Below are 23435 nucleotides of genomic sequence, written 5' to 3'. Positions count from 1 at the left end.
AGAGGTCCGCTCCCGGTCGAAAACTGCCGTCGGGCGGCTGCCAAGTACCAAATCGCCGGCAATCGCAAAATAATATCAACCTGATTCCAATATCCTGTAATTATATCGTATCCGATTTAATCGACTACGCTTGACTACGCTCCGCGACTCGCTTAATTAACTCGCGTCCGATCTAAGCGGATGCGATTTAAATAGACCCCGAAAGGACCCAAAATGGCTGACAAAATCATCTTCACCGGCACCACCCACGTCAAAGGCGGCCCCAACGGTTACGCCCGCAGCACGAACGACGTTCTTGATCTCGCGCTGCCCCAGCCGCACCCGGCCGCCGAAAATCTCTTCGCCGCCGCTTGGTCGGCTTGCTTCATCGGCGCGCTCGAACTCGCCGCCGGACAGCGCAAGATCAAACTGCCTGCCTCGCCCGAAGCCCACACCGGGATCGAAGTCCTGAACCGCGATGGCGGTTTTGTCCTCCGCGCCCGTCTCGACATTGAGGTCCCCGGCATCGAGCGCGACGTCGCGCGAGAGCTGGTCGACGTGGCCCACAGCATCTGCCCCTATTCGAAGGCAGTCGCAGGCAATATCGACATCGAACTCAACCTCGTCTGATGTCTCTCCGGGCGGCGCCGCCTCCCCTCCTAACAGGCACCGCCCGGTTGACACTCGCGGATTCCGATTTCATCGTATGCGCTTGAATTTCGGATATCCATCAAGGAACCCCAATGACGAACTCGCCCGTCTCTGACCGGCCCAAACTCGGCGAATTCCTCTGCTTCGCGGTCTATTCGGCGAACCTCGCCTTCGGCCGCGCTTATCGGCCGATCCTTGAAAAGCTGGGCCTCACCTACACCCAATATATCGTGCTCGTCGCGCTTTGGGAAAAGGACGATCAGACCGTCGGCGAACTCGGCGACAAAATGTTCCTCGAATCGAACACGCTCACCCCGATCCTCAAGAAACTCGAACAATCCGGCTTCATCGAACGCCGCCGCGACCCCGCCGACGAGCGCCAGGTGCGCCTCCGGCTTACCCCCAAGGGCAGCGAGTTGCGGAACCAAGAGATCGGCAACGAATTGTTCGATGCGACCGGCCTCGGCGACAGCTTTTTCGACGTCCAGAAATCGGTCGCCAAGCTACGCGACAATCTGATGCGCTCGCTGGACGACTGACCGCGCTCAGGCGGCGTCGTGGAAAATGACGCCCAGCGTGTGCCTCCGCCCCGACCGGATTTCGCTCACCCCGTGGCGCATCGTGACGCGATAGTCGCCCAGCGACCCACGCACCGGCCGCGCATTCACTGCAAACACCACCGCATCGCCCTTCGCCAGCGGCACCACCGCCGCGCGCGACTGCATGCGTGGCCGCTGCTCGGTCAGCACAAACTCACCGCCAGCAAAATCCTCGCCCGGCGCCGATAGCAGCACGGCTGCCTGCAACGGGAAGACATGCTCGCCGTACAGATCCTGGTGCAGGCAATTATAATCACCGGCACCATATTGCAGCAGCAACGGCGTCGGCCGCCGCTGCCCCGCATCATGGCATCGCGCCAGAAATTCCGCATGCTCGGCCGGAAAACGCACCGCCATCCCCATCCGCTCGTGCCAGCGGTTCGCGATCGACGTGAGGCGCGGATATAATATGCCACGCAAATCCGCGACCAGCGGCGGCAGCGGATAAGCGAAATAGCGATACTCGCCGCGCCCGAACCCGTGCCGCGCCATATGGACATGGCTACGAAACCCCGCCTCCTCGCCATAAAGCGCCGCAACATCGTCGCACGCCGCGCCGTCCAGCAACCCCCGCAGCACCCCCATCCCTCGCGGTCGAGCGATGCCGCAACGGTATCCCAATCCAGCGCGGCGATCTTCGTTTCGATAGTCTGTGTCATGCCGCGACCCTGCCAGCGCCCGCCCGTCCGCACGCTCCGTTTCTTGCTGTCAAATCATTGGCGACGCGGCGCGACCGCATGCAAGGCGTACCAAAACCAAAACAGGAAACCCCGCTCCATGTCCTTGCGCCTTGCCTCCGCCCTTCTCCTCACCGCCGTAGCAGCCCCCGCAATCGCGCAAAACGCGCCCGCGATCGACGCCGCCCACCTGACGCAGACCGTCCGCACCCTCGCCTCCGACCAGTTTCAGGGCCGCGCCCCCGGCACGGTGGGTGAGGAACGCACGACCGGCTATCTGATCGGCCGGCTGCAGGGGCTCGGCCTTGAACCCGCGGGGACGGGCGGCGGCTGGACCCAGCCCGTGCCCTTGCTCCACACCCGCCTCGGCACCCCGACGACGCTCGGCTTCGATCGCAAAGGCACCGCGACCCCGCTGAGCTTCGGCACCGATATTTATGTCTCGACGCTTCAGCCGAAGGATCAGGCGGTGGTCCAGAACGCCCCGCTCGTCTTCGTCGGCTATGGCGTCAGCGCGCCCGAACGCGGCTGGGACGATTTCAAGGACGTCGATCTCAAGGGCAAGGTCGCGGTCTTCCTGATCAACGATCCCGATTTCGTCGCGACCGAGGGCGAGGACAGCTTCGGCAAGTTCGGTGGCCGGACGATGACCTATTATGGCCGCTGGACCTACAAGTTCGAGGAAGCATCGCGCCGCGGCGCGATCGGCGCGCTGATCGTCCACGACACCGATGGCGTCGGCTATGGCTGGAACGTCGTCAAAGCGCCGGGAGGTGAAAATTACGGCCTCGTCATGCCGCCCGAAAAGGTGACGAGCCTCGCGCTCCAAGGCTGGATCTCGGGCGAAACCGCGGCCGGCCTGTTCGCCAGCGCCGGACAGGATCTCGCCAAGCTGCGCACCGCCGCGCGCCGCAAGGATTTCAAACCTGTCGACCTCGGCACCAGCTTCAACGCCGCGATCCCGGTGACGCAGGAAGTCGTGCAAAGCCAGAATGTCCTTGCGAAAATCCCCGGCACGAAACGCCCCGACGAGGTCGTCATGTACGGTGCACACTGGGACGCCTATGGCGAAGGCGCGCCCGACGAACAGGGCCGCATCTATCGCGCCGGCGCCAACGACGACGCGCTCGGCGTCGCGGGGCTGTTCGAGATTGCGCGGCTGTTCAAGGCGGCGCCCGCCCCCGACCGCACGATCGCCTTCGCCTTCTGGACCGCCGAAGAACGCGGGCTCCTCGGTTCTGAGGCCTATGCCGAAAACCCGATCTTCCCGGTGGAGAAAACCGTCGCCAATTTCGGCCTCGACATCCTGCAGACCGCGGGCCACGCAAAGGATGTCGTGCTCGTCGGTAAGGGACAGGGCAGTCTCGAAGACGATCTCGCGCGCGTCGCCGCGACACAAGGCCGCACCGTCAGCGTCGAAAGCCTCCCCGAACGCGGCCTCTTCTACCGCGCCGACCATTTCAGCCTTGCGAAGCGCGGCGTCCCCGTCCTGTTGATGATGGGCATCGCGGGCGCCTCCGATCTCGTCGAGGGCGGCAAGCCCGCCGGGCAGGCGTGGGTCGATGCCTATACAGGCAAATGCTATCATCAGGCGTGCGACGCCTGGGATGAAAGCTGGAACCTGGACGGCGCGGTGCAGGATATCTCGATTTTCTACACTATCGGCGATGAACTCGCCCGCTCGGCCAAATGGCCGGGCTGGAAGGATGGCAGCGAATTCAAGGCGATCCGCGACAAGAGCGCCGCGGCGCGGAAATGAGCGGGCGGTAATTGGCCACTCTCGACCTAATAGCTGCCATTCCGCGTCATTAAAACTTCGTCATTCCCGCGAAGGCGGGAACCCAGAGCGTGCGTCGGCTGACCCCTCCCTGGGTTCCCGCCTTCGCGGGAATGACGAATGTTGGGGACGTCCGCTCACCACCCCCATGCCGTCATTCGGCTCCGATGCGGACGAAATGACCGGAAACGACCGTTAGCGGACATAAGATCCTCCCTGTGGCGAAGCCATGGGGAGGGGGACCGACGCCGCAGGCGTTGGTGGAGGGGCGGCAACGGCAGCGCCATTGCCCCTCCGTCAGCGCTCCGCGCTGCCACCTCCCCATGGCTTCGCCACAGGGAGGATATTTGCATCATCGTCATCCCGGACTTGATCCGGGATCCGCTGCGGCGCTGAAGTCATGGATCCCGGATCAAGTCCGGGATGACGAAGAAGAGGGAACGTCCGCTTCCCACCCCAAAGCCGCCATCCGCGTCACACAACGACAAGCAGGCGCTGGAATAATATTGCGCCCGACCCGTCGCTGCGCAACAAGCCCCTCATTCGAATAGGAGAATGTGATGCGCCTTGCCGTTGCCCTTATGCTGCTCCCCGTCCTGCCCTTCGCGCCGATGACTGCCCCCGCCTTCGCACAGGCGGCGCCGCAAGCCGGGGCGCAGGATCAGGCTCTGCTCCAGTTCCTCGATCAGGCGTTTGACGAGAGGCTCGCCCTCAGCCCCGAATCGCAAACGCAGCTCGGCCTCAAGACCAACTACGCCAAGCTCGACGATTACACCGACGCTGCGACGGTCCGCGATCAGGAACTCGCCGAACGCCAGCTCAAGGACATGCATGCGCGCTTCAAGCCCGACCAGCTCGGCGAGAGCGCGCGCGTCAGCTACCGTCTGTTCGAATATGAAGTCGAACGCGGCCGCGAATCGCTCCGCTTCCGCAACCTCCGCTTCCCCGTCTCGACCAACGGCAGCCCCGCCGGCGCGATCCCGGTGCTGCTCATCAACAACCACAAGGTCGACAACGTCGCCGATGCAGAGGCCTATATCGCCCGCCTGCGCGATACCGACCGCGTGATGCGCGAAGTCGCGGCGACGATGCGCGAACAGGCCGCGGCGGGGATCATCCCCAACAAGGTCAATTTCGCTCCCGCGCGCGCCGACGCGCTGAAAGTCATTACGGGTGCGCCCTTCGACGGCGGCGCCGATTCGACGCTGCTGGCCGACTTCCGCAAGAAGGTTGAGGCGCTCGATGCCCCGGCCGCGACGAAGGCAAAGCTGATCGCCGACGCGAGTTCCGCGCTGACCGGGCCGTTCAAGCATGGCTACACCACGCTGATCGCGGCGATCGACGAAATCGAGCCCCAGTCGAAGGGCAATTTCGGCGCGTGGAACCTGCCCGACGGCGCCGCCTATTACGCCGACCGGCTGAAAAGCTCGACCACCACCAGCCTCACCGCGGACCAGATCCACGCCCTCGGCCTCGCGCAGGTCGCGGCAATCCGCGAGGAGATGGAGGCGATCAAGCGCGAGGTCGGGTTCACCGGAACGCTCGAACAATTCTTTGACCACATCCGCACGGACCCGCAGTTCAAATATCCAAACACCGAGGCGGGCCGCGAAACCTATCTCGCCGACGCGCGCGCGGTGATCGCATCGGTGATGACTGCCGCGCCGCGCTATTTCCGGGTACTGCCCAAGGCGCCGCTCGAAGTGCGCGCGGTCGAAAAATGGCGCGAAGGGACGGCATCGACCGCTTTCTACAATCCGCCCTCGGCCGACGGCACGCGCCCCGGCATCTATTACGTCAACCTCGTCGACATGAACCAGACGCAGAAGGTGCAAGTCGCGGGCATCGCCGCGCACGAAGGCGCGCCGGGCCACCATTTCCAGATCGCGCGCCAGCAGGAACTGACGGGCATTCCCAAGTTCCGCAAATTCGGCGGCTATGGCGCCTATATGGAGGGCTGGGGCCTTTATTCGGAACGGCTGGCGAACGAAATGGGCGTCTACAAGACCCCCTATGACCGTTTCGGCATGCTCTCGCTCCAGGTGTGGCGCGCGATCCGCCTCGTGCTCGACACCGGCATCCATTCGAAGCGCTGGACGCGCGAACAGGCAATCGCCTATTTCAAGGCGAACAGCTCGGTGTCGGACACCGACATCGCGCGCGAGGTCGACCGCTATTTCAATTGGCCGGGGCAGGCGACCAGCTACATGGTCGGCCAGCTCAAGATCGCCGAGCTGCGCAAACGGGCCGAAAGCGAACTCGGCCCCCGCTTCGACATTCGCGATTTCCACGAAGCGGTGCTGAGCGAAGGTGCACTGCCGCTCGACATCCTCGAGGAGCAGGTGACGCGCTATATCGCGGCGAAGAAGAAGTGATGCGGCGACGCCGACGTCCGCTTTGGGGCGGTGAACTGTCATTCCCATTTTCGTCATCCCCGCGAAAGCGGGGACCCAGAGCGATCGTCGGCTGGCCTAGCCCTGGGTTCCCGCTTTCGCGGGAATGACGAGATATTGGAAGCGGGACCTCAGCTCCCGGTCGTCAGCCGCCGTGCGCGCGGATCCACTTCTCCACCACCGGCGCGATCTCGTCGCGCCATTTGCGGCCGTTGAAAATGCCGTAGTGGCCGACGCCCTTGGCCATCAGATATTTCTTCTTCTCGGCGGGCAGCGACTTGGCGATTGTCAGCGCGGCCTTGGTCTGACCGATCCCCGAAATATCGTCGCGCTCGCCCTCGATCGCGAGGATCGCGATATCCTCGATCACGCCGACGTCGACCGGCTGGCCGCGATGCGTCATCTCGCCCTTTGGCAACAGGTGGCGCTGGAACACGACGTCAACGGTCTGCAGGTAGAATTCGGACGTCATGTCGCACACGGCGCGATATTCGTCGTAGAATTCCTTGGTCTTGTCGGCCCCCTCGCCGTCGCCGTCGACCAGATGTTTGAACATCTCCCAATGGCTCATCATGTGATTGCCAAGGTTCATCGACATGAAGCCGGCAAGCTGGAGGAAGCCCGGATAGACGCGGCGCCCGGCGCCCGGATAATAGGCGGGGACGGTCGCGATGACATTTTCCTGGAACCAGGCGTGCGGCCGCGTCATCGCATGCTCGTTCACCGCCGTCGGCGCCTTGCGCGTATCGATCGGGCCGCCCATCATCGTCAGCGTCTTCGGCCGGCACTTATTCTTGTTCGCCGCCATGATCGCCGCGGCGGCGAGGCTAGGCACCGAGGGCTGGCACACCGCCAGCACATGCGCGCCCGGGCCGATATGTTCGAGCCACGAAATCAGATAATCGACATAATCATCAAGGTCGAACTTGCCGGCTTCCAGCGGCACGTTGCGCGCGTCGCGCCAGTCGGTGATCCACACATCATGGCCGGGCAGCATCCGCTCGACCGTGCCGCGCAGCAAGGTCGCATAATGGCCCGACATCGGCGCGACGATCAGCAGCTTGGGCGCGTCTTTCGTGCCCTTATGCTTGAAATGCTTGAGCTGACCGAACGGCTTGCGTGCCTCGATCGCTTCGGTCACGCGCACCGTCTCGCCGTCGACTTCGGTCTCGTACAGCTCGAACCCCGGCTTGCCGCGCGGTGCCGAGGCATGCGCGAAAACTTCGAGCGCGGAGGCGAACATCGGACTGCCGCTGAAATAGCCGAGCGGATTCGCCGGATGCTGCATCACCTGTGCGCCCGCCGTCGCGAGCGCACTCGCGCCCGCGAGCCAGTTCTTCTGCATGTCAAAGGCATGATAAAGCATATATAAATCGTTCCTTGCGTGACCCCGGCGGCGCTCTTCGGCGCCTGCGCATTGGTTAGCAGTCTAGGGGCTCAGTCTCATTGTGCAATGCATCAAAATCATTGCGGCGTGCAAATTTTGTCCATATTCTGCATCCACGGCGCAGGGTGCGCCGATGGAGCGAATATGTCTGAGATTGCGGGCAACCGCTAACATCCCGGCGTAATCGGGATGTGCGCAGCGTGGCGACAAGCGGGTCGGCGCGCCTTTGTTGCTTTAAATCCCGGACATATCCCATGAATATTTCGAAAGCGGAGCAGCGCATGCTCCATGTGCTGGCGCAAGGCGGCATGATCCGCCATCGGCGCGGCCAAAACGGCCATATCGTCGAAGCATTGTGCTTCACCCGCGATGGCTTCGTCCTCGCGAACACAGGCCTCTCCCTGTTCAACCGGCTGCGACGGCGCGGTTTCATCGGCTCGCAGAACGGCGCGCCGTACCGCATCACGCAGGCAGGCCTTCGCGCGGTGCGTGCGCAACTCGATAATCGGTGAGGTGAGATCGGGAGTGCGGTGTCAGCCACCGCGCTCCCTTTTCGGCGCGATCCTGTCGCCGTGCTTCAAAGTGCTTGAAGCCGTGGGTCATTCTGCGGCGTTGAGCGGCATGGGCGGGGCTGCTAGGGCCATCGTCCATGGCGACCACATCCGACAAATCCGATACGCCCCGCCGCAAGCTCGGCAGCCTGCGCATGATCTGGCACTATGCCAGTCGCTATCCGCTGCAATTGCTGATCGCCGCGGTCGCGCTCGGCATCGCCGCGCTTGCGACGCTCGCCATCCCCTATCAATTCAAGGAAATGATCGACAGCGGCTTCGTCGCCGGCGGCGGCGACGTCGCTCCGCATTTCCGCTTCTTCTATGTCATCGTACTGCTGCTCGCGATCGCCACCGCGCTGCGCTTTTATTTCGTGAGCTGGCTCGGCGAGCGCACCGTCGCCGACATCCGCCAGGCGGTCCAGCGCAACCTGCTGCGCCTCGCACCCGGCTTTTTCGAGGAAAATCGCCCATCGGAAATCGCGTCGCGCATGACGTCGGACACCTCGATCATCGAACAGACCGTCGGCACCACCGTCTCGGTCGCGCTCCGCAACACCGTGATGGGGATCGGCGGCATCGCCTATCTCTTCACTTTGTCGCCCAAACTCACCGGCGGGATCCTGCTCGGTATCCCGGTGATCATCATGCCGATCGTCCTGCTCGGCCGAAAGCTCCAGAATGTCTCGCGGTCGAGCCAGGATCGCGTCGCCGACATCGGCGCCACCACCGCCGAACAACTCGGCGCGATGAAGATCGTTCAGGCCTTCGGACAGGAAGCGCGTGAGGCCGACCGTTTCACGACCGCCGTCGAGGCCAATTTCGCGACCGCCAAGCGCCGCATCCGCCTGCGTGCGATGATGACGGCAATCGTCATCGGCCTGCTTTTCGGCGCGATCACGACTTTGCTCTGGTATGGCGCGGCGGGCGTTGCCGCGGGCACGATCACCGGTGGCACGATCGCCGCCTTCGTGCTCACCGGCGGGCTCGTCGCGGGCGCGTTCGGCGCGCTCACCGAAGTCTATGGCGACCTCCTCCGCGCCGCGGGCGCCGCTGAGCGCCTCAGCGAGTTGCTCAACGCCGAAGCGAGCATCGCGCCGCCCGCAAAGCCGCGCCCCTTCCCCGAACCGCCCGTCGGCACGCTCGAATTCGCGAACGTCGAATTCCATTATCCTACCCGCCCCGACGCCCCGGCACTCCATAATTTCTCGCTTGCGATCAACCCGCGCGAAACGGTCGCGATCGTCGGCCCCTCGGGCGCGGGCAAATCGACGCTCTTCCAGCTCGCCGAGCGTTTCTACGACCCACAGGGCGGCCGGATATTGCTCGACGGCGTCCCGCTCACCGAAGCCGACCCCGCCGACATCCGCGCGCGTATCGCGATGGTGCCGCAGGAAACGGTGATTTTCGCCGCCTCGGCGCGCGACAACCTCCGCTACGGTAATTGGGCGGCGAGCGACGAGGATCTGTGGGACGCCGCGCGTGCAGCCAATGCCGAGGAGTTCCTCCGCAAGCTGCCGGACGGTCTCGACACCTTCATGGGCGAAGGCGGGGCGCGCCTTTCGGGCGGCCAGCGTCAGCGCGTCGCGATCGCGCGCGCGCTGCTCCGCCGCGCCCCGCTCCTGCTGCTCGACGAAGCGACCTCGGCGCTCGATGCCGAGTCTGAAAAGCTCGTCCAGGACGCGCTCGAAACGCTGATGCACGACCGCACCACGATCGTCATCGCGCACCGCCTTGCGACCGTGCGCGCCGCCGACCGCATCATCGTGATGGACGACGGCCGTATCGTCGAAGAGGGCAAGCACGACGCCCTCGTCGCCGCCGACGGTCTTTATGCGCGCCTCGCGCGACTCCAGTTCCAGGACAATCTCGCCGCCGCCTGACGCCATCTGGCGAACCGAAGGATTTGACAATGCTCTATGACCTGACCGTGCCGGCCTATCAGAATGGCCTGAGGGCCTTGTCGGGCGAACTGTCGCGCGCGCTTGCATGGGGTGCGGACAATGGCGTCGGGGAATTGCAGTTTGCGGTCGCCCGCCTCGCGCCCGATATGTTTCCCCTCGCCTCGCAGATCCGCTTCACCTGCACGCAAGCACTTCAGCCGCTGGCCCGGCTCGGCGTCGGCGATGTCCCGGAGTTCGCCGAAGACGCGGTCGATTTTGCCGGTATGCAGGACCAGATTGCCGACGCGCTGGTGTTTCTCGACACCGTCGATCCCGCCGCGCTCGGCGGCGATTGGGGCCGGCCGGTCAGCTTCACACTGCCCAACGGCATGACCTTCGATATGACGGCGCTCGACTATCTGCGCGACTGGGCGCAGCCGCAATTCTATTTCCACCGGGTCGCTGCCTACGCCGTGCTGCGCCATATGGGCGTCCCGCTCGGCAAGGCCGATTATGTCAGCTATATGATGCGCCATCTCCGGCCCGGAACCGCGCCCACCGCGTGACGGGCGACGGGCGATGGGAGCCGTTAACGATCAGATCAGTCCCGCATAGGTCTGGATTCCGGGAAAGCCGAGGCTCGACCCCCCGTTGCGCCGGATCGCGCCGATCACTTCATCGACACGCAAATATCGCGCCCGCGCGTCGGGTTCGAGCAGGATCGCCGCAGGGTCGGGCCGCTCGGCCGCCTGTTTGACGAGCATGCCCAGCTGGGTCAGGTCAACCGCCTTGTTGTTCCAGCGAATCACGTCGAAGGTATCGATCGTCACGCGATTTTCGTCGAGCACCGTCGCGTCCGGAGGCGTGCCAGGCAGCGTGACGTCGACACTGTGCGTCGGCGGCGGGATCGTGATGATAAACATCACCAGCATCACCAGCATCACGTCGATCAGCGGCGTCGTGTTGATGTCGGGATCGCCATTGGGATCGGCACGAAAAATGCTGCGATGGAACATGCTGCGGCGTCTGCGCATCGTCTCTCTCCCGCTCGGGAGTACGCCCGCGATTGATGGGCACATACCCCAATCTAGGGCCAAGACAATCCTGCGCCCTCGACGTGATGGTATATCATAATACTACACGAGCAAGAAATATCTTGGATTCGCCATAGAACAAAGATCGCGGCGCAAAGCGGACATAAAGAAAGGGCGGCACCTTGCGGTGCCGCCCCTCTTTATCTTCCAGTCCCTGTCGGGAGCGGAAACCGGTCTTACATGCCCGAGTTCGGGCCGTAAGTGATTTCCACGCGACGGTTCTGGTCGTTGCGGACGCCATCGGCGGTTGCAACGGCCGGGCGGCTTTCGCCAAAGCCCTGCGCGCTGATCGAGCCATCCGAGATACCGCGAGCGGTAAGATAGCTGCGAACCGCAGTGTTACGACGTTCCGACAGGCCGACGTTGTACTTGGCCGAACCCGAACGGTCAGCGTGACCGGCGAGCATGACCTGCGTACCCGTGCAACCACGGTTATAGGCGCTGATCGCGTTGTCGAGCGTCGAAGCCGCTTCCGGCGTGATGTTCGACTGATCCCAGTCGAAGTACACGATATACGGTCCGGGTGCGCATTCCACGACCGGCGGCGGCGGCGGAGGCGGCGGGGGAGGCGGCGGCGGGGGCGGGGGCGGCGGCGGAGCCACCGGTTCCGGCGCCGGAGCACCACCGAAGTTGAACGTCAGCGTACCCAGGATCGAGTGCGAACGGAAGCGCGTCGAAACGTCGCGACCGACTTGGTCGACCAGGTCGATATTGTCGGCGTTGAAGAAGCGATACTTCAGGCCAACATCGATGTTGTCGCTCAGCGGAGCGCGAACGCCCGCAATAGCCTGCCAGGCAAAGCCCGTGTCCGAATCGTCCAGGAAGTTACCGGCGAAGACGGGTTCGACCGAAACGCGAGCGATACCGGCACCACCGCCGACAAAGCCCTGAAGGCCGTCGTCGTCACCGAAATCGAGCATGCCGTTGACCATGAAGCTCAGCGCATTCGTATCGCCGGCCAGATCAGCAGAGCCCGTGAAGGGCGCGCCAGTGCCGGCAGCCGACTGCGGGATACCCGGAGTCGTGAAACGGCCCGACTTGATGTCGGCTTCACGATAACCGACTTCGACTTCCGCACGGAAACCGCCGAAGTCATACCCGACGGTACCTTCAGCGTCGTAGCCAGCGCGATGATCAAGCGTACCGGCATTATTGAACGTGCCGATGTCGAGATCCAAGTCCTCGACGAGCATTGCGCCTGCACCCACACCAACATACCAAGAGTTGTCACGCGCCAGAACAGGCGACGCAAGGGTGGTGGAGGCCAACGCCAGAGCGACGGCAAGCTTCCTCATAATAATTCCCCTTTCAATTGAGATATACGTCTCGAGGACGTCCTACTCGCCGCTTTGGTTCCGTGCAAGCGAACAAATCGTCAATCTGTTGCCAAAAAGTCGCACTTGCCAGACCAATGACCGGAAATTCAGGCTGATATCAGAAGACCCTGCGCGGCGAGGTGAAGGATCAGTGTCGATAGAACACTACGCGCTTCGGAATCGATTGTCGACCCGCCAGAAGGCTCCGTGATCGCCCCCGGCATGGCCCACGCGCCGCCGTCGAAGCGAAGCCGCACACCGTCGGTCAGGCGCGTCGCCCGCATCCCCTCACGCGGCGGCGCAAATCGCCAGCCGCCCCCGGTCCGGATCGCGATCGCATTTTCCTGTCCCGCCCAGGCTCCCGTCGGGGCCGCGCCCACGATCCAGCATTGCCCGTCGACGGGCCCCGGGGGCGGGGCGGCAAGCGGCCCGGCTTCGACGGCCGCATGGACCAATGCGTCGATCAGCGTCAAAGCTTCGTTATGCGTCACCTCTTTCTGCGCCTGCGCTACGCCAAGTAACGGTAACGCGAAGCGTGGCGTGGTCGGCATGTCAGTCATGGCTCTTCCTTTTATATCAATCGTAAGGACAGGGGCGGCGACAGGGCAAAATCCCCCACCTGCCGAATCTCGATCGTGCAACCGGGCGGCAGCATCGCGAGGTCAGCGGCACCGATATTCAAAGTCGGAGACACGCTTGCCCACGGCCCGATCCCCGGAACGGGTGGCACCAATGCGATGCGCCACCCCTCGTTTGCTTCACCAAGCGGCTGATCGACATGGTCGCGCCACCCCGTGTCGACGCGGCTGCGTCGGACCCAGTCGATCGTCACGCCGCCGGCTCCATCAGCGCGGACTTTCCCGTGCACCGGAGCGAGTGGGCGCAGCGCCCGGCCGGCCGCCGGCACCTCAATCTCGGTCAGCGTCGTTCCGCCCCGCGGTGCCCATCCGAGGGTCGCCGCGCCGCCCTCCGCCAATGCGCTTGGGGTCTCGGGCAGCATCAACAGTGCCGGATCATCGAGCAGAACGAACGGCGCCCCGGCCAAATGGGTCATTTCGCTCTCGGTCCCGGCCCGCCCGCGCAGCAATCGCGTCAGGCGCCAGCGCCCGGGTCCGACGATATCGGCGACGCCGAACTGTAGAAGCTCGCCGCCCACCATCGCCTGGTTGGCGCCGCCCAGCAGCGCGGCATCGCCGACCGATTCCAATGTCATCGCCGGATTGACCAGCTGGACCACGATAATGTTCGCAAGATCGAACAGGCAATCGCTCCCGGCCCCGAGCGGCTCGGTTAGCGCGCCCAGTGCCGCAGCCGGACGCACAGTGCCGACCGGGATCGGCTCGGCACCGGGTGACGCGACGAACCAGCAATCTGCGCCGCGCCAGCCGCCGTTGCTGCCGGCACCGGCAATCACTAACCGCGGCGCCGATGCCGCCGGACTTCCGATGTTGGGAAGGTCGAACAGGCGAACCGTCCCGACGGCGTCGGGCCAATCGGGGGCGCCGACCGGAACGCCCGGTTCGGCCGAAAGCTCGGCGGCGGGCAGCGGCTCGTGGCGCCTCAACTCCAGCAAGATGTCGCTCCCACGAACCGTCCGCGCCGCCAGCCGCCAGCGGCTTCCATCATCCAATGCCACGACATGCCCGACCGTCAGTGCCAGCGCCGCAAGATCGGCACGCCAGACCAGGGTTTCGCGTCCATCGGCCGCGGCGGCGGCAAGCCGCTGTGCCAGCGCGCGCGCGGAGGTCGCCGGCAACACCGCGGGCAAGTCGATCCGCTCTTCGCGCACGCCGCCCCCCGCGACCTGGCTCGCCTGCTGGCCCAGCTGATAGTCGCGTTCGGGCTCATAATGCCGCAGCCGGATCGATCCCGGCAGCGACGACAACGGCGCGCGGCGTTGCTCGATCCGGTCGCCCGGCGCCCCGCCCCGCCCCGCCTCGCGAAAATCGGCCAGCGCCAGCGGCGCCCCAGTCAGGCTCGCCGGCGCCATCCGCCATCCGACCGGCCCGCTATGCAGCCGCATGCCGTCCGCCTCGAACAGCGGCGCGAGTGCATCGCGCATCCGATCGCCCGACGCCGCATAACCCGCAATGGGCCATTCGCCGTCGCAGCGGGCGGTTTCCTCCAACAAACTATTGCCGACTATTCCGATATCGATTGCCGCTGGATCGGCCTCGACTTCAAAGGTCAGCGACGGAATCCGGTTGCCGAATGCGCCGAGTTCCAGCTCTTCGAACACCGCATAGGCGCATCCGCGAAACGCGCTGGCCGACGCGATGCCCAGCGCCGACGCGATCAGCGGATCGACCGCCTGATCCTCGCTGCCGTCATGCCAGCGAAAGATGCAGCGTTCCTGGAACGTCCCGCTCGACCCGCGCAGCAGATTGCCGTCGGCCCATATCCGCCCGATTCCACTGATAGGCCGCGAGGACAGTGCGATCGCCAGCGACACGGCATAGCTATATTCGGTCGTCGACGGCCGCCCCTTGCCCCCGCCGCGTTTATTGCGCCGTTCGATCAGGTCGGTCGCCCAGATCACACTGCCTGCGACGCGCATTGTCCCGAACAGCTGCGGCATTTGCTGGCCATAGGTCGAAGCCTGAATCTTCAGATCGGCCAGCCGCGGTCCCTCGCGCCCCTTCGGTTTGAATATCTCCGCGTCGATCTGCTGGCCGACTGCGGCCCCGAACGCGGCACCGATCGGGCCCCCGACAATCCCGCCGACCACCGTCAGCACCAAAGTCGCCATGATGCGCTCCTAACACGAGAATTTCCTCCTCCCGCTTGCAGGAGGGGCAGCGAGACTTGGCAGCTTGCTGCCTAGTTACAGCGGGGTGGGCATTGCTCCAGCCGCCACCACGCCAAGCCGCAGATGGGACGATCGAGCGGCGTCTCGACCACGCGCCGTAACCCAGCATGCGCATGAACAAAGCTAGCGCTCCCCAAGATCACCAGGTGAAACTGCCCCGCCGGATAGGCGATCAGTGCGACATCGCCCGCGTGCGCGCTACCAACGGCCGCCACGAACCCCGCTGCCGTCAGCGCCGCTTCAATCCGCTCGCGCGACCAGCCACGCAGCGGGTAACCGACCGGCCGCACCAGCCGGCAACCCGCCGCCGCATAAGCCGCCCACACCAGCCCGACGCAATCGAGCCCGGTCACCGGGTCACGCCCCTGCGGCCGGAACGCCACCCCGACCATCGCCCGCGCCGCCGCAAAGGCGCGCGCTCCAATCTCACCCACCGGGATAGCGCGTCAGCAGGTCATTGCCGGGCAAATGCGCCTCGCCGCGAAAATTGACGGCATTCGCAAAGCGGCCGCGGCACGTCGCAAGCTGCTTGTCGCACCCTTCGATCAGCCGCACGCGCACCGGTCCCGCGACTGCGAACGCCGGCGCTTCGGCCAGATGCAGCACCGCCGCTTCGACCGCGATAACCGGGCTGGCCAGTCCGCAATTGCCACTCTCGATCCACATGAGTTCGCCGAACGCCATCCCCGGCGCGGCGGCATCGAGCGTCACTGTGCGTCCCTCGACCGCGACGACCCGCCGCACATGCGACAGCGGTGCCAGATCGACCCGGCACGCCCGGTCGCCCAGCACCGCGCGGCACGACGGCGAGGTTGCGGGACATACGGGCCGGTCGAGCAGCCGCGTCACGCCCTGCAACTCCACCGCAAAGGCCGGCCCGCGCCGCTCGATCGCTCCCAGCGATCCGCGCGCCACCGTGACCGGCGCAACGCCGGGCGCGCTCCAGTCGGTGACGAACAGCTCCAGCTCCGCCCCATCCCAGCGCCCCGCGTCAAGGTCGCGCGCCGCGATCGCATCGCTGGTAACCGCGCCCTCCAGGTCCATCGTCGCGATATCCAGGCTATCGCTCGTCTCCAGCGCCGACGGCTTCATCCCCGGCGCCGCGCGGTACAATATCCCGCCGACCATCAGGTCACGGTCGTGCGAGGTCAGCCCGACGACCACCCCGTCACGCCGCGCCAGCCGCCAGCACCACGCCAGCGTCACCAGCTCTTCGCGCAGCCAGCCCGGCGCCGCCGTCATCGTCACCACGGCGCCCTCACCTCGACCAGCGGCACGCTCGCCATCTCGCCCGCCAGGAAGGTCGCGCGGCTCACCTCCAGCCGATCGTCGGCAAAGCGCACCGGCACGTCGAACAGAAAGCCCGCGCGCACCGCCGCCCCTGGAGCGGGCGCGACGTCGAGCAATATCTCGCCCTCGCCCGTCACAAGGAACGCCGCCGTCTCGATCCCGTCGACCGACACGCGCACGCTGGTCGCGACCGGCAGGCGAATGCTGCGCATCTGCTCCGCGTCGCCGTTTCCATAACGTTTGACCAATGCAAACTGCCGCCGCACCCCGTCGCCGGTGCCGAGCATTTGGTCGGTTGCCGTTGGCAGCGCGTTATCGGCCGCCGAACTGCCATCGAACGGGTCGCGAAAACGGAATGCACGCGCCGCCCCTCGCCGTGCGCGAAAGAAATCGGTCAGCGCCCGCACATCGGCTTCCGACCGGACCCCCGGCCCTGCATCAAAGCGCATACGCGCTTCCGCCCACTCACTCGCGCGCTGCTCGTGCCCCGACGGCGCGCTCACGATCTGCGTCGAAAATTCGGTCGCGACCATCGCCTCGCGTCCGATCGCCAGCGGAAAATCCACCGCATCGAAAGCCTGCACCTCATCCTCCCCATCGAATGTCACAAAGCCGTCGCGCGCCACCTGAGGCATCGCCCAGACGAAGGCCCGCGCCACCCCTGCGCGCCGCGCATCATCGGCGGCATCGGCAATCTCCGCCCATGCGGCACGCTGCTCGGGCAACAGCACGAACCCCGAAAAATAATGCTGCTCGTCGATCGGATAGCCGAGCCGCAGTATCATCGCCGCCCGCGCGCCAGCCGTCTCCGCCCCGCGCCCGCCGGTCACCCAGTCATAATCTTCGAGTTGCAGCACATCGAACGCCGGCGCCGCCCACCCGAGCGGCACATTGGCGCGCCGCGCCGCCGGTGCCGCCGGGTCGAGCACCGTCGGCAGATAGACGAGCAAATGGCTCATCAGGCCCGCCGCGCCCGCCTCGTCGCGCGCCGCAGCAACCAGAGCTGCTGTCGATGTCGCCAGCAAGACCCCCAACGCATCGAGCATCGCCAATTGTGGCGGCGCCAGCGGCCCACGCACATCGGCAATCGCCACGCTCGCCGATCCCAGCGCGGCGGTTGTCGCCGCATCATAAGCGCAGATCCGCCCGCCGCTCGCGATCCACCACCAGGGCTCGCCGACCTGGAATTTCAGCGGCAGTCCTGCCATCGCCCCGATCGCGACAAACGCCCGCGCCACCAGTTGCAAATATCCCATCGCAACCGCATTCGCCGGCGACAGCAGGGTCGACGGCGGCTCCCATCCGGTCAGCGCGGGCGAACCATCGCTCGCCCGCTGCTTCCAGTCGTCCCAGCAATAGGCATCGAACAGCTCATAGGAGAGCGACCAGATCACCCCCAGCCCCGCGTCGCGGCACGCCGCCGCAAACCCCGCATGCCACGACGCGCACGGCGCATTGAGCACCCCGCCCGTCAGGCTCGCGTAAAAGCCGCCGCCCGCCGCCTCGAGGCGCATATAATGGCTCATCCCCACATAATGGACGACATCGCCGCGATAGCCGAGCTGCACCATCTGCCGCACCAGCCGTGCCGGAGTCAGGTGATAGCTGTCGTCATAGCCGCTCGCGATACCCAGTGCATGTTCGGGCATAACCACATCGCCGATCGCCAGCACGGAACCCGACCCCGAAGCCGCGATGTCGCTCATTTCGGCCCAGCCCGCGGCCGGCGCTCCCAGCACCCCGTCGCCGCCATCGTAGGTCGGCGGCACCAGCGAAATGAACATCCGGTCAATGTCCCCCGCCCACACGGGATCAGCCTCGGCCGGCAACAGGAAGCCACCGGTCAACGCATCGAAATCGAGGCTGACGACGGCATTTTCACTTGTCCCTTCGGCATAGTTCCACAATCGCACATACCAGGCGCGCGGAGCCCCCGCCGCATCGCGCCCCTCGATCGTCAAGGTCGGCCCGTGCAGCGCGTCGAGCGGCTTCACCCCGCCAGACCGCCACCGAAATTTCAGCTGCGTATGCCGGAAATCGCGCTTTGTCTCATAGGCGAGCAAAGGATGGTCCCACCGATCCGCGGCCTCCCAGATCAGCCCCGCCAGATCCTGCTTGCGGTAAAAGACCGTCTCGACACGCAGCGCCCCCGGCGTATCGCTCGTCACGCTCGCCATCATCGGCCGGGCGAAATCGACCGTCCAGAAGCGCGGATCGAACCGCTTGAGCCAGCCCCGGCGATGATGCGGCTCGGCCTCGGCCACCAACGCCCAACCCATCACTCGTCTCCCGCCGCAACCGCACGCCGCACCGCGCGCGCCAGCTGCCGCCCCGTTTGCGCCAGCCGCTGCGGCTCATTCCCCACCTCGCCGCGCACATTCACCGTGATCGCGATATTACGCACGCCGCCGCCCGCCGCCTCGACCCGTCCGCTCGCGGTCGGCACGAACAGCTCGGGCCCGCGCTCGCCGACGCGATAGGCGCGCCCCGCGCTCACCGGCCCGCCGGTTGCCCGCCCCGGCGCCCCGAACAGCGCCATCGCAATCGAGGTGCCAAGCGACAGCAAGTTGCCGCTCCCGCTACCGCCGCCCGAACCGCCGCCGCCCATCGCCGCCCCGATCCCGTTCGAAATCGCCGCGCGCGCAATATCCGCCATCACCGACAGCGCGAGCCGCTTCAGATCCTCGAACCCCAGCTTGCCGCTGACGATCGCGCGCGACAGCGCCCGCTCGATCGCGCGCCCCGCCTGATCGGCCTCGGCGACCAGCGGCCCGCCAAGTTCGGCACGCAGCGCGGCGATATCGCGCCGGAACGCCCCGGTGTCGGCGCGCACCGTAACCATCATTTCATCGACCTCGTCACCCATCGGGAAACCTCTCCATCATCGCCGCCAGTGCCGCACCGTCGAACGGCGCCTCAGCCTCCGGCTCGGTCCAGCCCGCCAGAACCGCGCGGACGTCGGCCGGCGTTGCGGCCCAAAACTCCTCGGGCCGCCATCCGGCGACGCGCGCCATCACCCCCGCGAGCGTGACCGCCGCAGACCCCAGCCGACCGTCCGCCACCTCACCGCCCTTGCAATATCTGTCCCAGCAGCACGCGCAGCGCGGGCGTCACCGCCGCCAACCCCTGCTCGACAACCGCCTCGCCGACCGCCTCACGCGTCAGCGCATCAGGCCGCTCCTTCACGCAATGCCAGAACAGCGAGACCAGCTCGCCCAGCGCCAGCTGTGCATCGGCCGCGCGCTCGACCAGCGCGAGCAGCGGCCCCAGCTCGGCCTCGGCCGCGACCAGCGCCGCAAAGCTTGGCCGCAGCACGAACACCCGCTCGCCAATGCACAGTTCAGCCTCGCCGCGCAAAAGGTTGGCGCCGCTCACAGGCTCACCACCACGCCGCTCGATTCCAGGTTCAGCGTGTAATTGCGCTCGCCATTATAATCGCCGGCATAGTCGAGCCGCGTGACCAGGAAGCGTCCGCGCATCCGCTCGCCACTTTCAAAGCTCAATTCATAATCGTCGATGGTTCCCGCCAGCGCGTGACTGCGCAGCCGAATTTCGGCGTCCGATCCGGTAAAGATACCCGCCGCGCTCACCGAAACCGACCGCACCCCGGCCCCCGACAAAAGCTCGCGCCACCCGCCCGAATCCTTGGTCGTGACGTTCACCGCCTCGCCGTTCATCGACATCTGCGTCGTGCGCAGACCCGCCACCGTGCGATAGGTGGGCGGGGCTTCGCCGTCGCCGATCTTGAGCAGAAAATCGCTCCCATTTTCAATTGCCATCGTCTAATCTCCTCGGGGAAAAAACACTGCTAACGGGGAGTCGCAGGATGCTGATCACCACATTGCTTTTGGTCGCCATGGCGCAATCGCCTTCGGCGGCGGTCGACACGACGCGCGCGGCCTTCACCAAATGTCTGCGCGACGACATGAAAAAGGCGCTCGAGGCCAAGGTGGAAGAGGCCGAATATGAAATGGCGCTCAAGGCGAACTGTTCGACCGAACGCGCGGCCTTTCGCGCTGCGGTAATCGCCCTCGGCCGTTCGGGCGGCGATTCCGAAAAGGTCGCGTCCGAAGACGCCGACATGCAGGTCGAGGATTACCACGCCAATTTCACCGACAAGTTCAAAGATTATAAATCGAACAATTCGATGCCGGGCGAGTGAGAAATCCTATCCTCCCTGTCGCGCAGCGATGGGGAGGTGGCAGCCCGCAGAGGTGACGGAGGGGCGGCGACGTCGAGGCTTGTCAAACCGCCAGACACCGGCACCGCACCACCACTTCATGCCGCCAACCACCGTCGCGCACGAAGGTGAACCGCGTCCGCATCGTCCGCGCTCCGACCACCGACCAGGCGCCCGCCGGCCCGCGCAGCGCCGCCACGACAGCTTCGACGCGCGCCGCAGCCCGATCGTCGGCCACGCTTCCAACACCGACCAGGGTCAGCGTCAGGCGAACCTCGCGCCCCGGCCGGTCCTTGGTTCCCCAATCAACACCCTCCGCCGCGCCGACCGAAACATAAGGGGCGCTGGCGCGCGGCGGCGTGCCATCGAATATCCCATGCACGATCCCGGCCAGCGCATCGTCGCGCGCGAGCAGTTCGAGCGCCCGCGCGCGCAGCGCGCCCTCGGCGCCGCTCATCGTCCGCTCCCCAACGTCACCCGCCGCCACGGCTGCCACAACGCCGCAATCACGGCCGGCGGCGGGGCGCCTTCACCATCGCGGGCGCCGTGCAGATGCTGCGTCATGCGTATGATGCCCTGCCGGATCGCTTCGGGAACGCCGTTCGCATCCTCGGCTATTCCCGCGCGATAGGCGATGCGCACGCGCGCCGCATCGCCCGGTTCGTGGATCGTGATCCGCGCCGTGCCGTCGCGCCCGATGACCGCACCGTATCGATCGTCCGGCAACACCGTCTCGCCCTGCGGCGACAGCAAAGCCACGCCGTCCACTCCGACGACCGGACGCACGCGCAGCACGACCACCTTGCCCGCCAGCGGCACCACCTCTTCCCCCGCGCGCACGATCAGCCACTGCCCGATAAAGGCTTCGCAGATGTTCGTCGCGGCGCGCACGAGCTGCGCAACGACAGCATCGTCGGTGGTCGCGCCCATCCGCAGCCAACTCCGCGCCTCATTCAGGTTAACCGGCATCTCGCCCGGCACCGCGCTCGTCGCCATCATCTTTCCTCCACCCGCACGGCGACCGACCGTTCGTCGATCTGCCCATCGCTCATCGTCACGCGATTGGTCACGCGATAGACATGACCCGCAACCCCAGTCGCCAGCGTCACCGTCGCCTGCGTCAAATCATGTGCCGACCCCGCAATCGACAGACCGCCTTCCTCGTCCGGGACCACCGCCCACGCGCTCGCGACGATCGCCTGCCCGTCCGGATAAGCGGCCGCCCAGTCGATCTCGAAATCGATGCGTGTGCCGGGATCCTTCACCATCATCGTCATCGCTGTTCCTTTTCTTCAGGGGTTGCGTACAGTCATATGGCGACGGGTTTCGCGCGGCACGGGCAACGGCGTCTGCGCGGCGGCAGGCTCGGGGCCCGCCCATTCGCTCGCAATGTCGCGCCGCGCGGCATCCCCGATCGCCCGCGCCGCGAGCGCCGATCCGTCGATCATGCCGCCGCCTCCAGCTCCGCCAGCCGCGCCTCCTGCGCCGCGAGCAGGAACAGCGTCAGCTGGTCGGGCCGGATACCGAACCGATAGCCCGCCGGGCGCACCACCTGATCGTCGCCGTCACGTTCTTCGGGCCAGGCGTCGTGGCATAAAAAGGCATAGCGGCAGTCGGGCGACTGACCGGCCGTGGCGGGCGCGATCAGGCCCTCTTCTGCCATGATTGCCCACACCGCCTGCGCGCGAACGCCAAAGTGCAGACGCGCGCCTTCGCTGCCCTTGGCAACCACCGCGTCGTTCCACTGAAAGAAACCGAGTTCGCCCACGATCCGCCTCGCCGCCGCCATTTCGGCCGCAGTGGGGTCACCGCGCCAGCTCTTTTCGCGGGCATCCGACGTGTTGATCGCGCCGGTCGCGGAGAAAACGACGGACCAGCGATGGCTGGCATCGCCAATGGCAAAGCTGTTGTCGCTCCCCGGCCGTAGCGCCCCGTCCGTCCCGATCGCCAGAAATGGAGGCAAGCCATTGAGGCGGAGGTTGAAACTATTGTCGCCCGGCGTGCCCGATCCGCCGATCGTCCACGCGGCGATTCCGTCGCGCAGAAAGATGATGCGCGGAAACTCCGGACCATTGAATTTGGCCGACCCTGCCACGTGCAATTTTTCGTCGGGCGTCGCGACTCCAATGGCGACGCCGGTCGATGTCAGGCGGAGCCGCTCCGCGCCGCCGGTTGCGAAGCCGATGCCGTCGTTCGCCGCGCTAAAAAGGCCCGTGTCGCGATCCGCTGCAAAGCTGATCGCCGGGGCCGCGGCGCTTCCGCCCGGCGCCCCCAATGGCCCGTCAAGCGCATGAAAACCATCGCTGTTGCGAAAGCCGAGCGTCGACAGCGGGATATTGACCCAGCCGGCGCCGCGACGAACCGTCACCCTGTCGCCGTTGGCGCCCGTCCCTGCGTCGCCATGGGTCGTCGAAAGCGGCTGTTTCGCCTCGATCTCGGCGGCAAGCGCCGCGATGTCAGCGTCGCGCGCCGCGAACCAGTCCGCCGCGACGGTCAGCGCGATCGTCTTCAGCCCCGCTGCGAAATCGACCGGCGCGCCGCCGTTCGACGAGGCCGCGACGCTGTCGCGCACCAGTCGGCCGGACGCGTCGATCCGGCCCAGCCCGACTTCCCATTGCGCCGTATGCGCGATCCCCGCGACGGCATAGTGAAAGGGCGTGTCCGGCGGCACGGTGCCCGCAAAACGGCGATGACCGGGCACCGCGCCCGTGGGCGTCAGCGGGCCAGTCCCGCCCTCCTGGCACAGCTCGCGCACCAGATCGGCGAAAAAGGGAGTCGGCATGGCAAGGCCATCCTTTCCAATATCGATGACAAGAAAATTGGCGCCCGGCCCGCCCGAAAGGGAGAGC

26 protein-coding genes are annotated in these 23435 nt (G+C 65.9%); 8 read left to right on the top strand and 18 right to left on the bottom strand.

Annotated features, from left to right (window positions below; translation table 11 throughout):
- Positions 1–213 precede the first annotated feature (213 nt).
- Positions 214–609, top strand: coding sequence for an Ohr family peroxiredoxin (locus SKP52_RS02970; protein ID WP_039571585.1), 396 nt, complete (start codon positions 214–216; stop codon positions 607–609).
- Positions 610–722: 113 nt separating this feature from the next.
- Positions 723–1169 carry a MarR family winged helix-turn-helix transcriptional regulator gene (locus SKP52_RS02965; RefSeq protein WP_039571580.1) on the top strand — a complete coding sequence of 149 codons (447 nt, stop codon included), beginning with the start codon at positions 723–725 and terminating at the stop codon, positions 1167–1169.
- Positions 1170–1175: 6 nt separating this feature from the next.
- On the opposite strand, the gene SKP52_RS02960 is transcribed toward SKP52_RS02965, so the two are convergent.
- The gene (locus tag SKP52_RS02960; protein WP_167702725.1) at positions 1176–1814 is read right to left on the bottom strand and encodes a 2OG-Fe(II) oxygenase; all 639 of its coding nucleotides are present in this window, start codon (positions 1812–1814) and stop codon (positions 1176–1178) included.
- 192 nt (positions 1815–2006) lie between these two features.
- Here SKP52_RS02960 and SKP52_RS02955 point away from each other — a divergent pair, with 192 nt between their 5' ends.
- Positions 2007–3665: a M28 family metallopeptidase gene (locus tag SKP52_RS02955; protein WP_039571576.1), complete on the top strand. Its 1659-nt coding sequence runs from the start codon at positions 2007–2009 to the stop codon at positions 3663–3665.
- A 578-nt stretch (positions 3666–4243) separates the two neighbouring features.
- The gene (locus SKP52_RS02950; RefSeq protein ID WP_039571572.1) at positions 4244–6058 is read left to right on the top strand and encodes a DUF885 domain-containing protein; all 1815 of its coding nucleotides are present in this window, start codon (positions 4244–4246) and stop codon (positions 6056–6058) included.
- Between the two features lie 163 nt (positions 6059–6221).
- On the opposite strand, the gene SKP52_RS02945 is transcribed toward SKP52_RS02950, so the two are convergent.
- On the bottom strand, positions 6222–7442 hold the full coding sequence (locus tag SKP52_RS02945; protein ID WP_039571570.1) for a polyhydroxyalkanoate depolymerase: 1221 nt from the start codon (positions 7440–7442) through the stop codon (positions 6222–6224).
- Between the two features lie 302 nt (positions 7443–7744).
- Here SKP52_RS02945 and SKP52_RS02940 point away from each other — a divergent pair, with 302 nt between their 5' ends.
- The 3 genes from SKP52_RS02940 (at position 7745) to SKP52_RS02930 (ending at position 10463) form a co-directional block, all read left to right on the top strand.
- Positions 7745–7975 (top strand): YjhX family toxin, encoded by a 231-nt coding sequence (locus SKP52_RS02940; protein WP_267128036.1) that lies wholly within the window; start codon positions 7745–7747, stop codon positions 7973–7975.
- A 137-nt stretch (positions 7976–8112) separates the two neighbouring features.
- A complete protein-coding gene (locus tag SKP52_RS02935; protein WP_039571564.1) occupies positions 8113–9897 on the top strand; it encodes an ABC transporter transmembrane domain-containing protein in 1785 nt (594 codons plus the stop codon).
- Positions 9898–9926: 29 nt separating this feature from the next.
- Positions 9927–10463 (top strand): DUF1993 domain-containing protein, encoded by a 537-nt coding sequence (locus SKP52_RS02930; protein WP_039571562.1) that lies wholly within the window; start codon positions 9927–9929, stop codon positions 10461–10463.
- A gap of 30 nt (positions 10464–10493) precedes the next feature.
- Here SKP52_RS02930 and SKP52_RS02925 read toward each other — a convergent pair whose 3' ends face one another.
- The 11 genes from SKP52_RS02925 to SKP52_RS02875 all read right to left on the bottom strand — a co-directional run bounded on the left by SKP52_RS02925 (position 10494) and on the right by SKP52_RS02875 (position 20185).
- The gene (locus SKP52_RS02925; RefSeq protein ID WP_081997182.1) at positions 10494–10931 is read right to left on the bottom strand and encodes an ExbD/TolR family protein; all 438 of its coding nucleotides are present in this window, start codon (positions 10929–10931) and stop codon (positions 10494–10496) included.
- Between the two features lie 236 nt (positions 10932–11167).
- Positions 11168–12286, bottom strand: coding sequence for an OmpA family protein (locus SKP52_RS02920; RefSeq protein WP_039571554.1), 1119 nt, complete (start codon positions 12284–12286; stop codon positions 11168–11170).
- A 128-nt stretch (positions 12287–12414) separates the two neighbouring features.
- Positions 12415–12867, bottom strand: coding sequence for a DUF2793 domain-containing protein (locus SKP52_RS02915; protein WP_039571551.1), 453 nt, complete (start codon positions 12865–12867; stop codon positions 12415–12417).
- An 11-nt stretch (positions 12868–12878) separates the two neighbouring features.
- Entirely contained in the window at positions 12879–15056 is a 2178-nt protein-coding gene (locus tag SKP52_RS02910) for a phage tail protein (RefSeq protein ID WP_039571548.1), read from the bottom strand.
- A 71-nt stretch (positions 15057–15127) separates the two neighbouring features.
- Positions 15128–15550 (bottom strand): NlpC/P60 family protein, encoded by a 423-nt coding sequence (locus SKP52_RS02905; RefSeq protein ID WP_039571545.1) that lies wholly within the window; start codon positions 15548–15550, stop codon positions 15128–15130.
- The gene (locus SKP52_RS02900; protein ID WP_039579539.1) at positions 15543–16358 is read right to left on the bottom strand and encodes a DUF2163 domain-containing protein; all 816 of its coding nucleotides are present in this window, start codon (positions 16356–16358) and stop codon (positions 15543–15545) included. The genes SKP52_RS02905 and SKP52_RS02900 overlap by 8 nt, the downstream gene beginning before the upstream one ends.
- 2 nt (positions 16359–16360) lie before the next feature.
- Positions 16361–18685: a DUF2460 domain-containing protein gene (locus SKP52_RS02895; RefSeq protein ID WP_039571544.1), complete on the bottom strand. Its 2325-nt coding sequence runs from the start codon at positions 18683–18685 to the stop codon at positions 16361–16363.
- Positions 18685–19272 carry a tail tape measure protein gene (locus SKP52_RS02890; RefSeq protein WP_039571541.1) on the bottom strand — a complete coding sequence of 196 codons (588 nt, stop codon included), beginning with the start codon at positions 19270–19272 and terminating at the stop codon, positions 18685–18687. The genes SKP52_RS02895 and SKP52_RS02890 overlap by 1 nt, the downstream gene beginning before the upstream one ends.
- On the bottom strand, positions 19265–19468 hold the full coding sequence (locus SKP52_RS02885) for a phage tail assembly chaperone (protein ID WP_052207757.1): 204 nt from the start codon (positions 19466–19468) through the stop codon (positions 19265–19267). The genes SKP52_RS02890 and SKP52_RS02885 overlap by 8 nt, the downstream gene beginning before the upstream one ends.
- A gap of 1 nt (position 19469) precedes the next feature.
- Positions 19470–19781, bottom strand: coding sequence for a gene transfer agent family protein (locus tag SKP52_RS02880; protein ID WP_039571538.1), 312 nt, complete (start codon positions 19779–19781; stop codon positions 19470–19472).
- Entirely contained in the window at positions 19778–20185 is a 408-nt protein-coding gene (locus SKP52_RS02875) for a phage major tail protein, TP901-1 family (RefSeq protein WP_039571535.1), read from the bottom strand. The genes SKP52_RS02880 and SKP52_RS02875 overlap by 4 nt, the downstream gene beginning before the upstream one ends.
- Positions 20186–20232: 47 nt before the next feature.
- Here SKP52_RS02875 and SKP52_RS02870 point away from each other — a divergent pair, with 47 nt between their 5' ends.
- Positions 20233–20568: a hypothetical protein gene (locus tag SKP52_RS02870; protein ID WP_039571532.1), complete on the top strand. Its 336-nt coding sequence runs from the start codon at positions 20233–20235 to the stop codon at positions 20566–20568.
- Positions 20569–20650: 82 nt separating this feature from the next.
- On the opposite strand, the gene gp17 is transcribed toward SKP52_RS02870, so the two are convergent.
- The 5 genes from gp17 to SKP52_RS02850 are packed head-to-tail and all read right to left on the bottom strand — an operon-like array spanning position 20651 to position 23368.
- A complete protein-coding gene (gene gp17 / locus SKP52_RS02865; RefSeq protein ID WP_039571529.1) occupies positions 20651–21043 on the bottom strand; it encodes a tail completion protein gp17 in 393 nt (130 codons plus the stop codon).
- Positions 21040–21585, bottom strand: coding sequence for a head-tail connector protein (locus tag SKP52_RS02860; protein WP_081997181.1), 546 nt, complete (start codon positions 21583–21585; stop codon positions 21040–21042). Before SKP52_RS02860 ends, gp17 begins: the two co-directional genes overlap by 4 nt.
- Positions 21582–21863 (bottom strand): phage fiber-tail adaptor protein, encoded by a 282-nt coding sequence (locus SKP52_RS02855; protein WP_039571526.1) that lies wholly within the window; start codon positions 21861–21863, stop codon positions 21582–21584. Before SKP52_RS02855 ends, SKP52_RS02860 begins: the two co-directional genes overlap by 4 nt.
- Positions 21864–21878: 15 nt before the next feature.
- Complete coding sequence (locus tag SKP52_RS26455; protein WP_160292356.1) at positions 21879–22034, bottom strand: hypothetical protein; 156 nt, start codon at positions 22032–22034, stop codon at positions 21879–21881.
- On the bottom strand, positions 22031–23368 hold the full coding sequence (locus SKP52_RS02850) for a tail fiber domain-containing protein (protein WP_148309017.1): 1338 nt from the start codon (positions 23366–23368) through the stop codon (positions 22031–22033). Before SKP52_RS02850 ends, SKP52_RS26455 begins: the two co-directional genes overlap by 4 nt.
- Positions 23369–23435 lie beyond the last annotated feature (67 nt).

It is taken from the genome of Sphingopyxis fribergensis (genome assembly GCF_000803645.1).
Lineage (GTDB): Bacteria > Pseudomonadota > Alphaproteobacteria > Sphingomonadales > Sphingomonadaceae > Sphingopyxis > Sphingopyxis fribergensis.
This window is presented reverse-complemented; position numbering and strand designations above follow the sequence as displayed.

What these genes read in the sequence shown, in the direction of transcription:
- SKP52_RS02970 (WP_039571585.1), top strand. Translation starts at nt 214, where the DNA reads ATGGCTGACAAAATCATCTTCACCGGCACCACCCACGTCAAAGGCGGC.
- SKP52_RS02870 (WP_039571532.1), top strand. Translation starts at nt 20,233, where the DNA reads ATGCTGATCACCACATTGCTTTTGGTCGCCATGGCGCAATCGCCTTCG.
- SKP52_RS02960 (WP_167702725.1), bottom strand. Translation starts at nt 1,814, where the DNA reads ATGGGGGTGCTGCGGGGGTTGCTGGACGGCGCGGCGTGCGACGATGTT.
- gp17 (WP_039571529.1), bottom strand. Translation starts at nt 21,043, where the DNA reads ATGAGCGGCGCCGAGGGCGCGCTGCGCGCGCGGGCGCTCGAACTGCTC.
- SKP52_RS02875 (WP_039571535.1), bottom strand. Translation starts at nt 20,185, where the DNA reads ATGGCAATTGAAAATGGGAGCGATTTTCTGCTCAAGATCGGCGACGGC.
- SKP52_RS02940 (WP_267128036.1), top strand. Translation starts at nt 7,745, where the DNA reads ATGCTCCATGTGCTGGCGCAAGGCGGCATGATCCGCCATCGGCGCGGC.
- SKP52_RS02900 (WP_039579539.1), bottom strand. Translation starts at nt 16,358, where the DNA reads ATGACGGCGGCGCCGGGCTGGCTGCGCGAAGAGCTGGTGACGCTGGCG.
- SKP52_RS02955 (WP_039571576.1), top strand. Translation starts at nt 2,007, where the DNA reads ATGTCCTTGCGCCTTGCCTCCGCCCTTCTCCTCACCGCCGTAGCAGCC.
- SKP52_RS02925 (WP_081997182.1), bottom strand. Translation starts at nt 10,931, where the DNA reads ATGCGCAGACGCCGCAGCATGTTCCATCGCAGCATTTTTCGTGCCGAT.
- SKP52_RS02850 (WP_148309017.1), bottom strand. Translation starts at nt 23,368, where the DNA reads ATGCCGACTCCCTTTTTCGCCGATCTGGTGCGCGAGCTGTGCCAGGAG.
- SKP52_RS26455 (WP_160292356.1), bottom strand. Translation starts at nt 22,034, where the DNA reads ATGATCGACGGATCGGCGCTCGCGGCGCGGGCGATCGGGGATGCCGCG.
- SKP52_RS02910 (WP_039571548.1), bottom strand. Translation starts at nt 15,056, where the DNA reads ATGGCGACTTTGGTGCTGACGGTGGTCGGCGGGATTGTCGGGGGCCCG.
- SKP52_RS02915 (WP_039571551.1), bottom strand. Translation starts at nt 12,867, where the DNA reads ATGACTGACATGCCGACCACGCCACGCTTCGCGTTACCGTTACTTGGC.
- SKP52_RS02965 (WP_039571580.1), top strand. Translation starts at nt 723, where the DNA reads ATGACGAACTCGCCCGTCTCTGACCGGCCCAAACTCGGCGAATTCCTC.
- SKP52_RS02935 (WP_039571564.1), top strand. Translation starts at nt 8,113, where the DNA reads ATGGCGACCACATCCGACAAATCCGATACGCCCCGCCGCAAGCTCGGC.
- SKP52_RS02890 (WP_039571541.1), bottom strand. Translation starts at nt 19,272, where the DNA reads ATGGGTGACGAGGTCGATGAAATGATGGTTACGGTGCGCGCCGACACC.
- SKP52_RS02945 (WP_039571570.1), bottom strand. Translation starts at nt 7,442, where the DNA reads ATGCTTTATCATGCCTTTGACATGCAGAAGAACTGGCTCGCGGGCGCG.
- SKP52_RS02855 (WP_039571526.1), bottom strand. Translation starts at nt 21,863, where the DNA reads ATGACGATGATGGTGAAGGATCCCGGCACACGCATCGATTTCGAGATC.
- SKP52_RS02920 (WP_039571554.1), bottom strand. Translation starts at nt 12,286, where the DNA reads ATGAGGAAGCTTGCCGTCGCTCTGGCGTTGGCCTCCACCACCCTTGCG.
- SKP52_RS02860 (WP_081997181.1), bottom strand. Translation starts at nt 21,585, where the DNA reads ATGATGGCGACGAGCGCGGTGCCGGGCGAGATGCCGGTTAACCTGAAT.
- SKP52_RS02950 (WP_039571572.1), top strand. Translation starts at nt 4,244, where the DNA reads ATGCGCCTTGCCGTTGCCCTTATGCTGCTCCCCGTCCTGCCCTTCGCG.
- SKP52_RS02930 (WP_039571562.1), top strand. Translation starts at nt 9,927, where the DNA reads ATGCTCTATGACCTGACCGTGCCGGCCTATCAGAATGGCCTGAGGGCC.
- SKP52_RS02895 (WP_039571544.1), bottom strand. Translation starts at nt 18,685, where the DNA reads ATGGGTTGGGCGTTGGTGGCCGAGGCCGAGCCGCATCATCGCCGGGGC.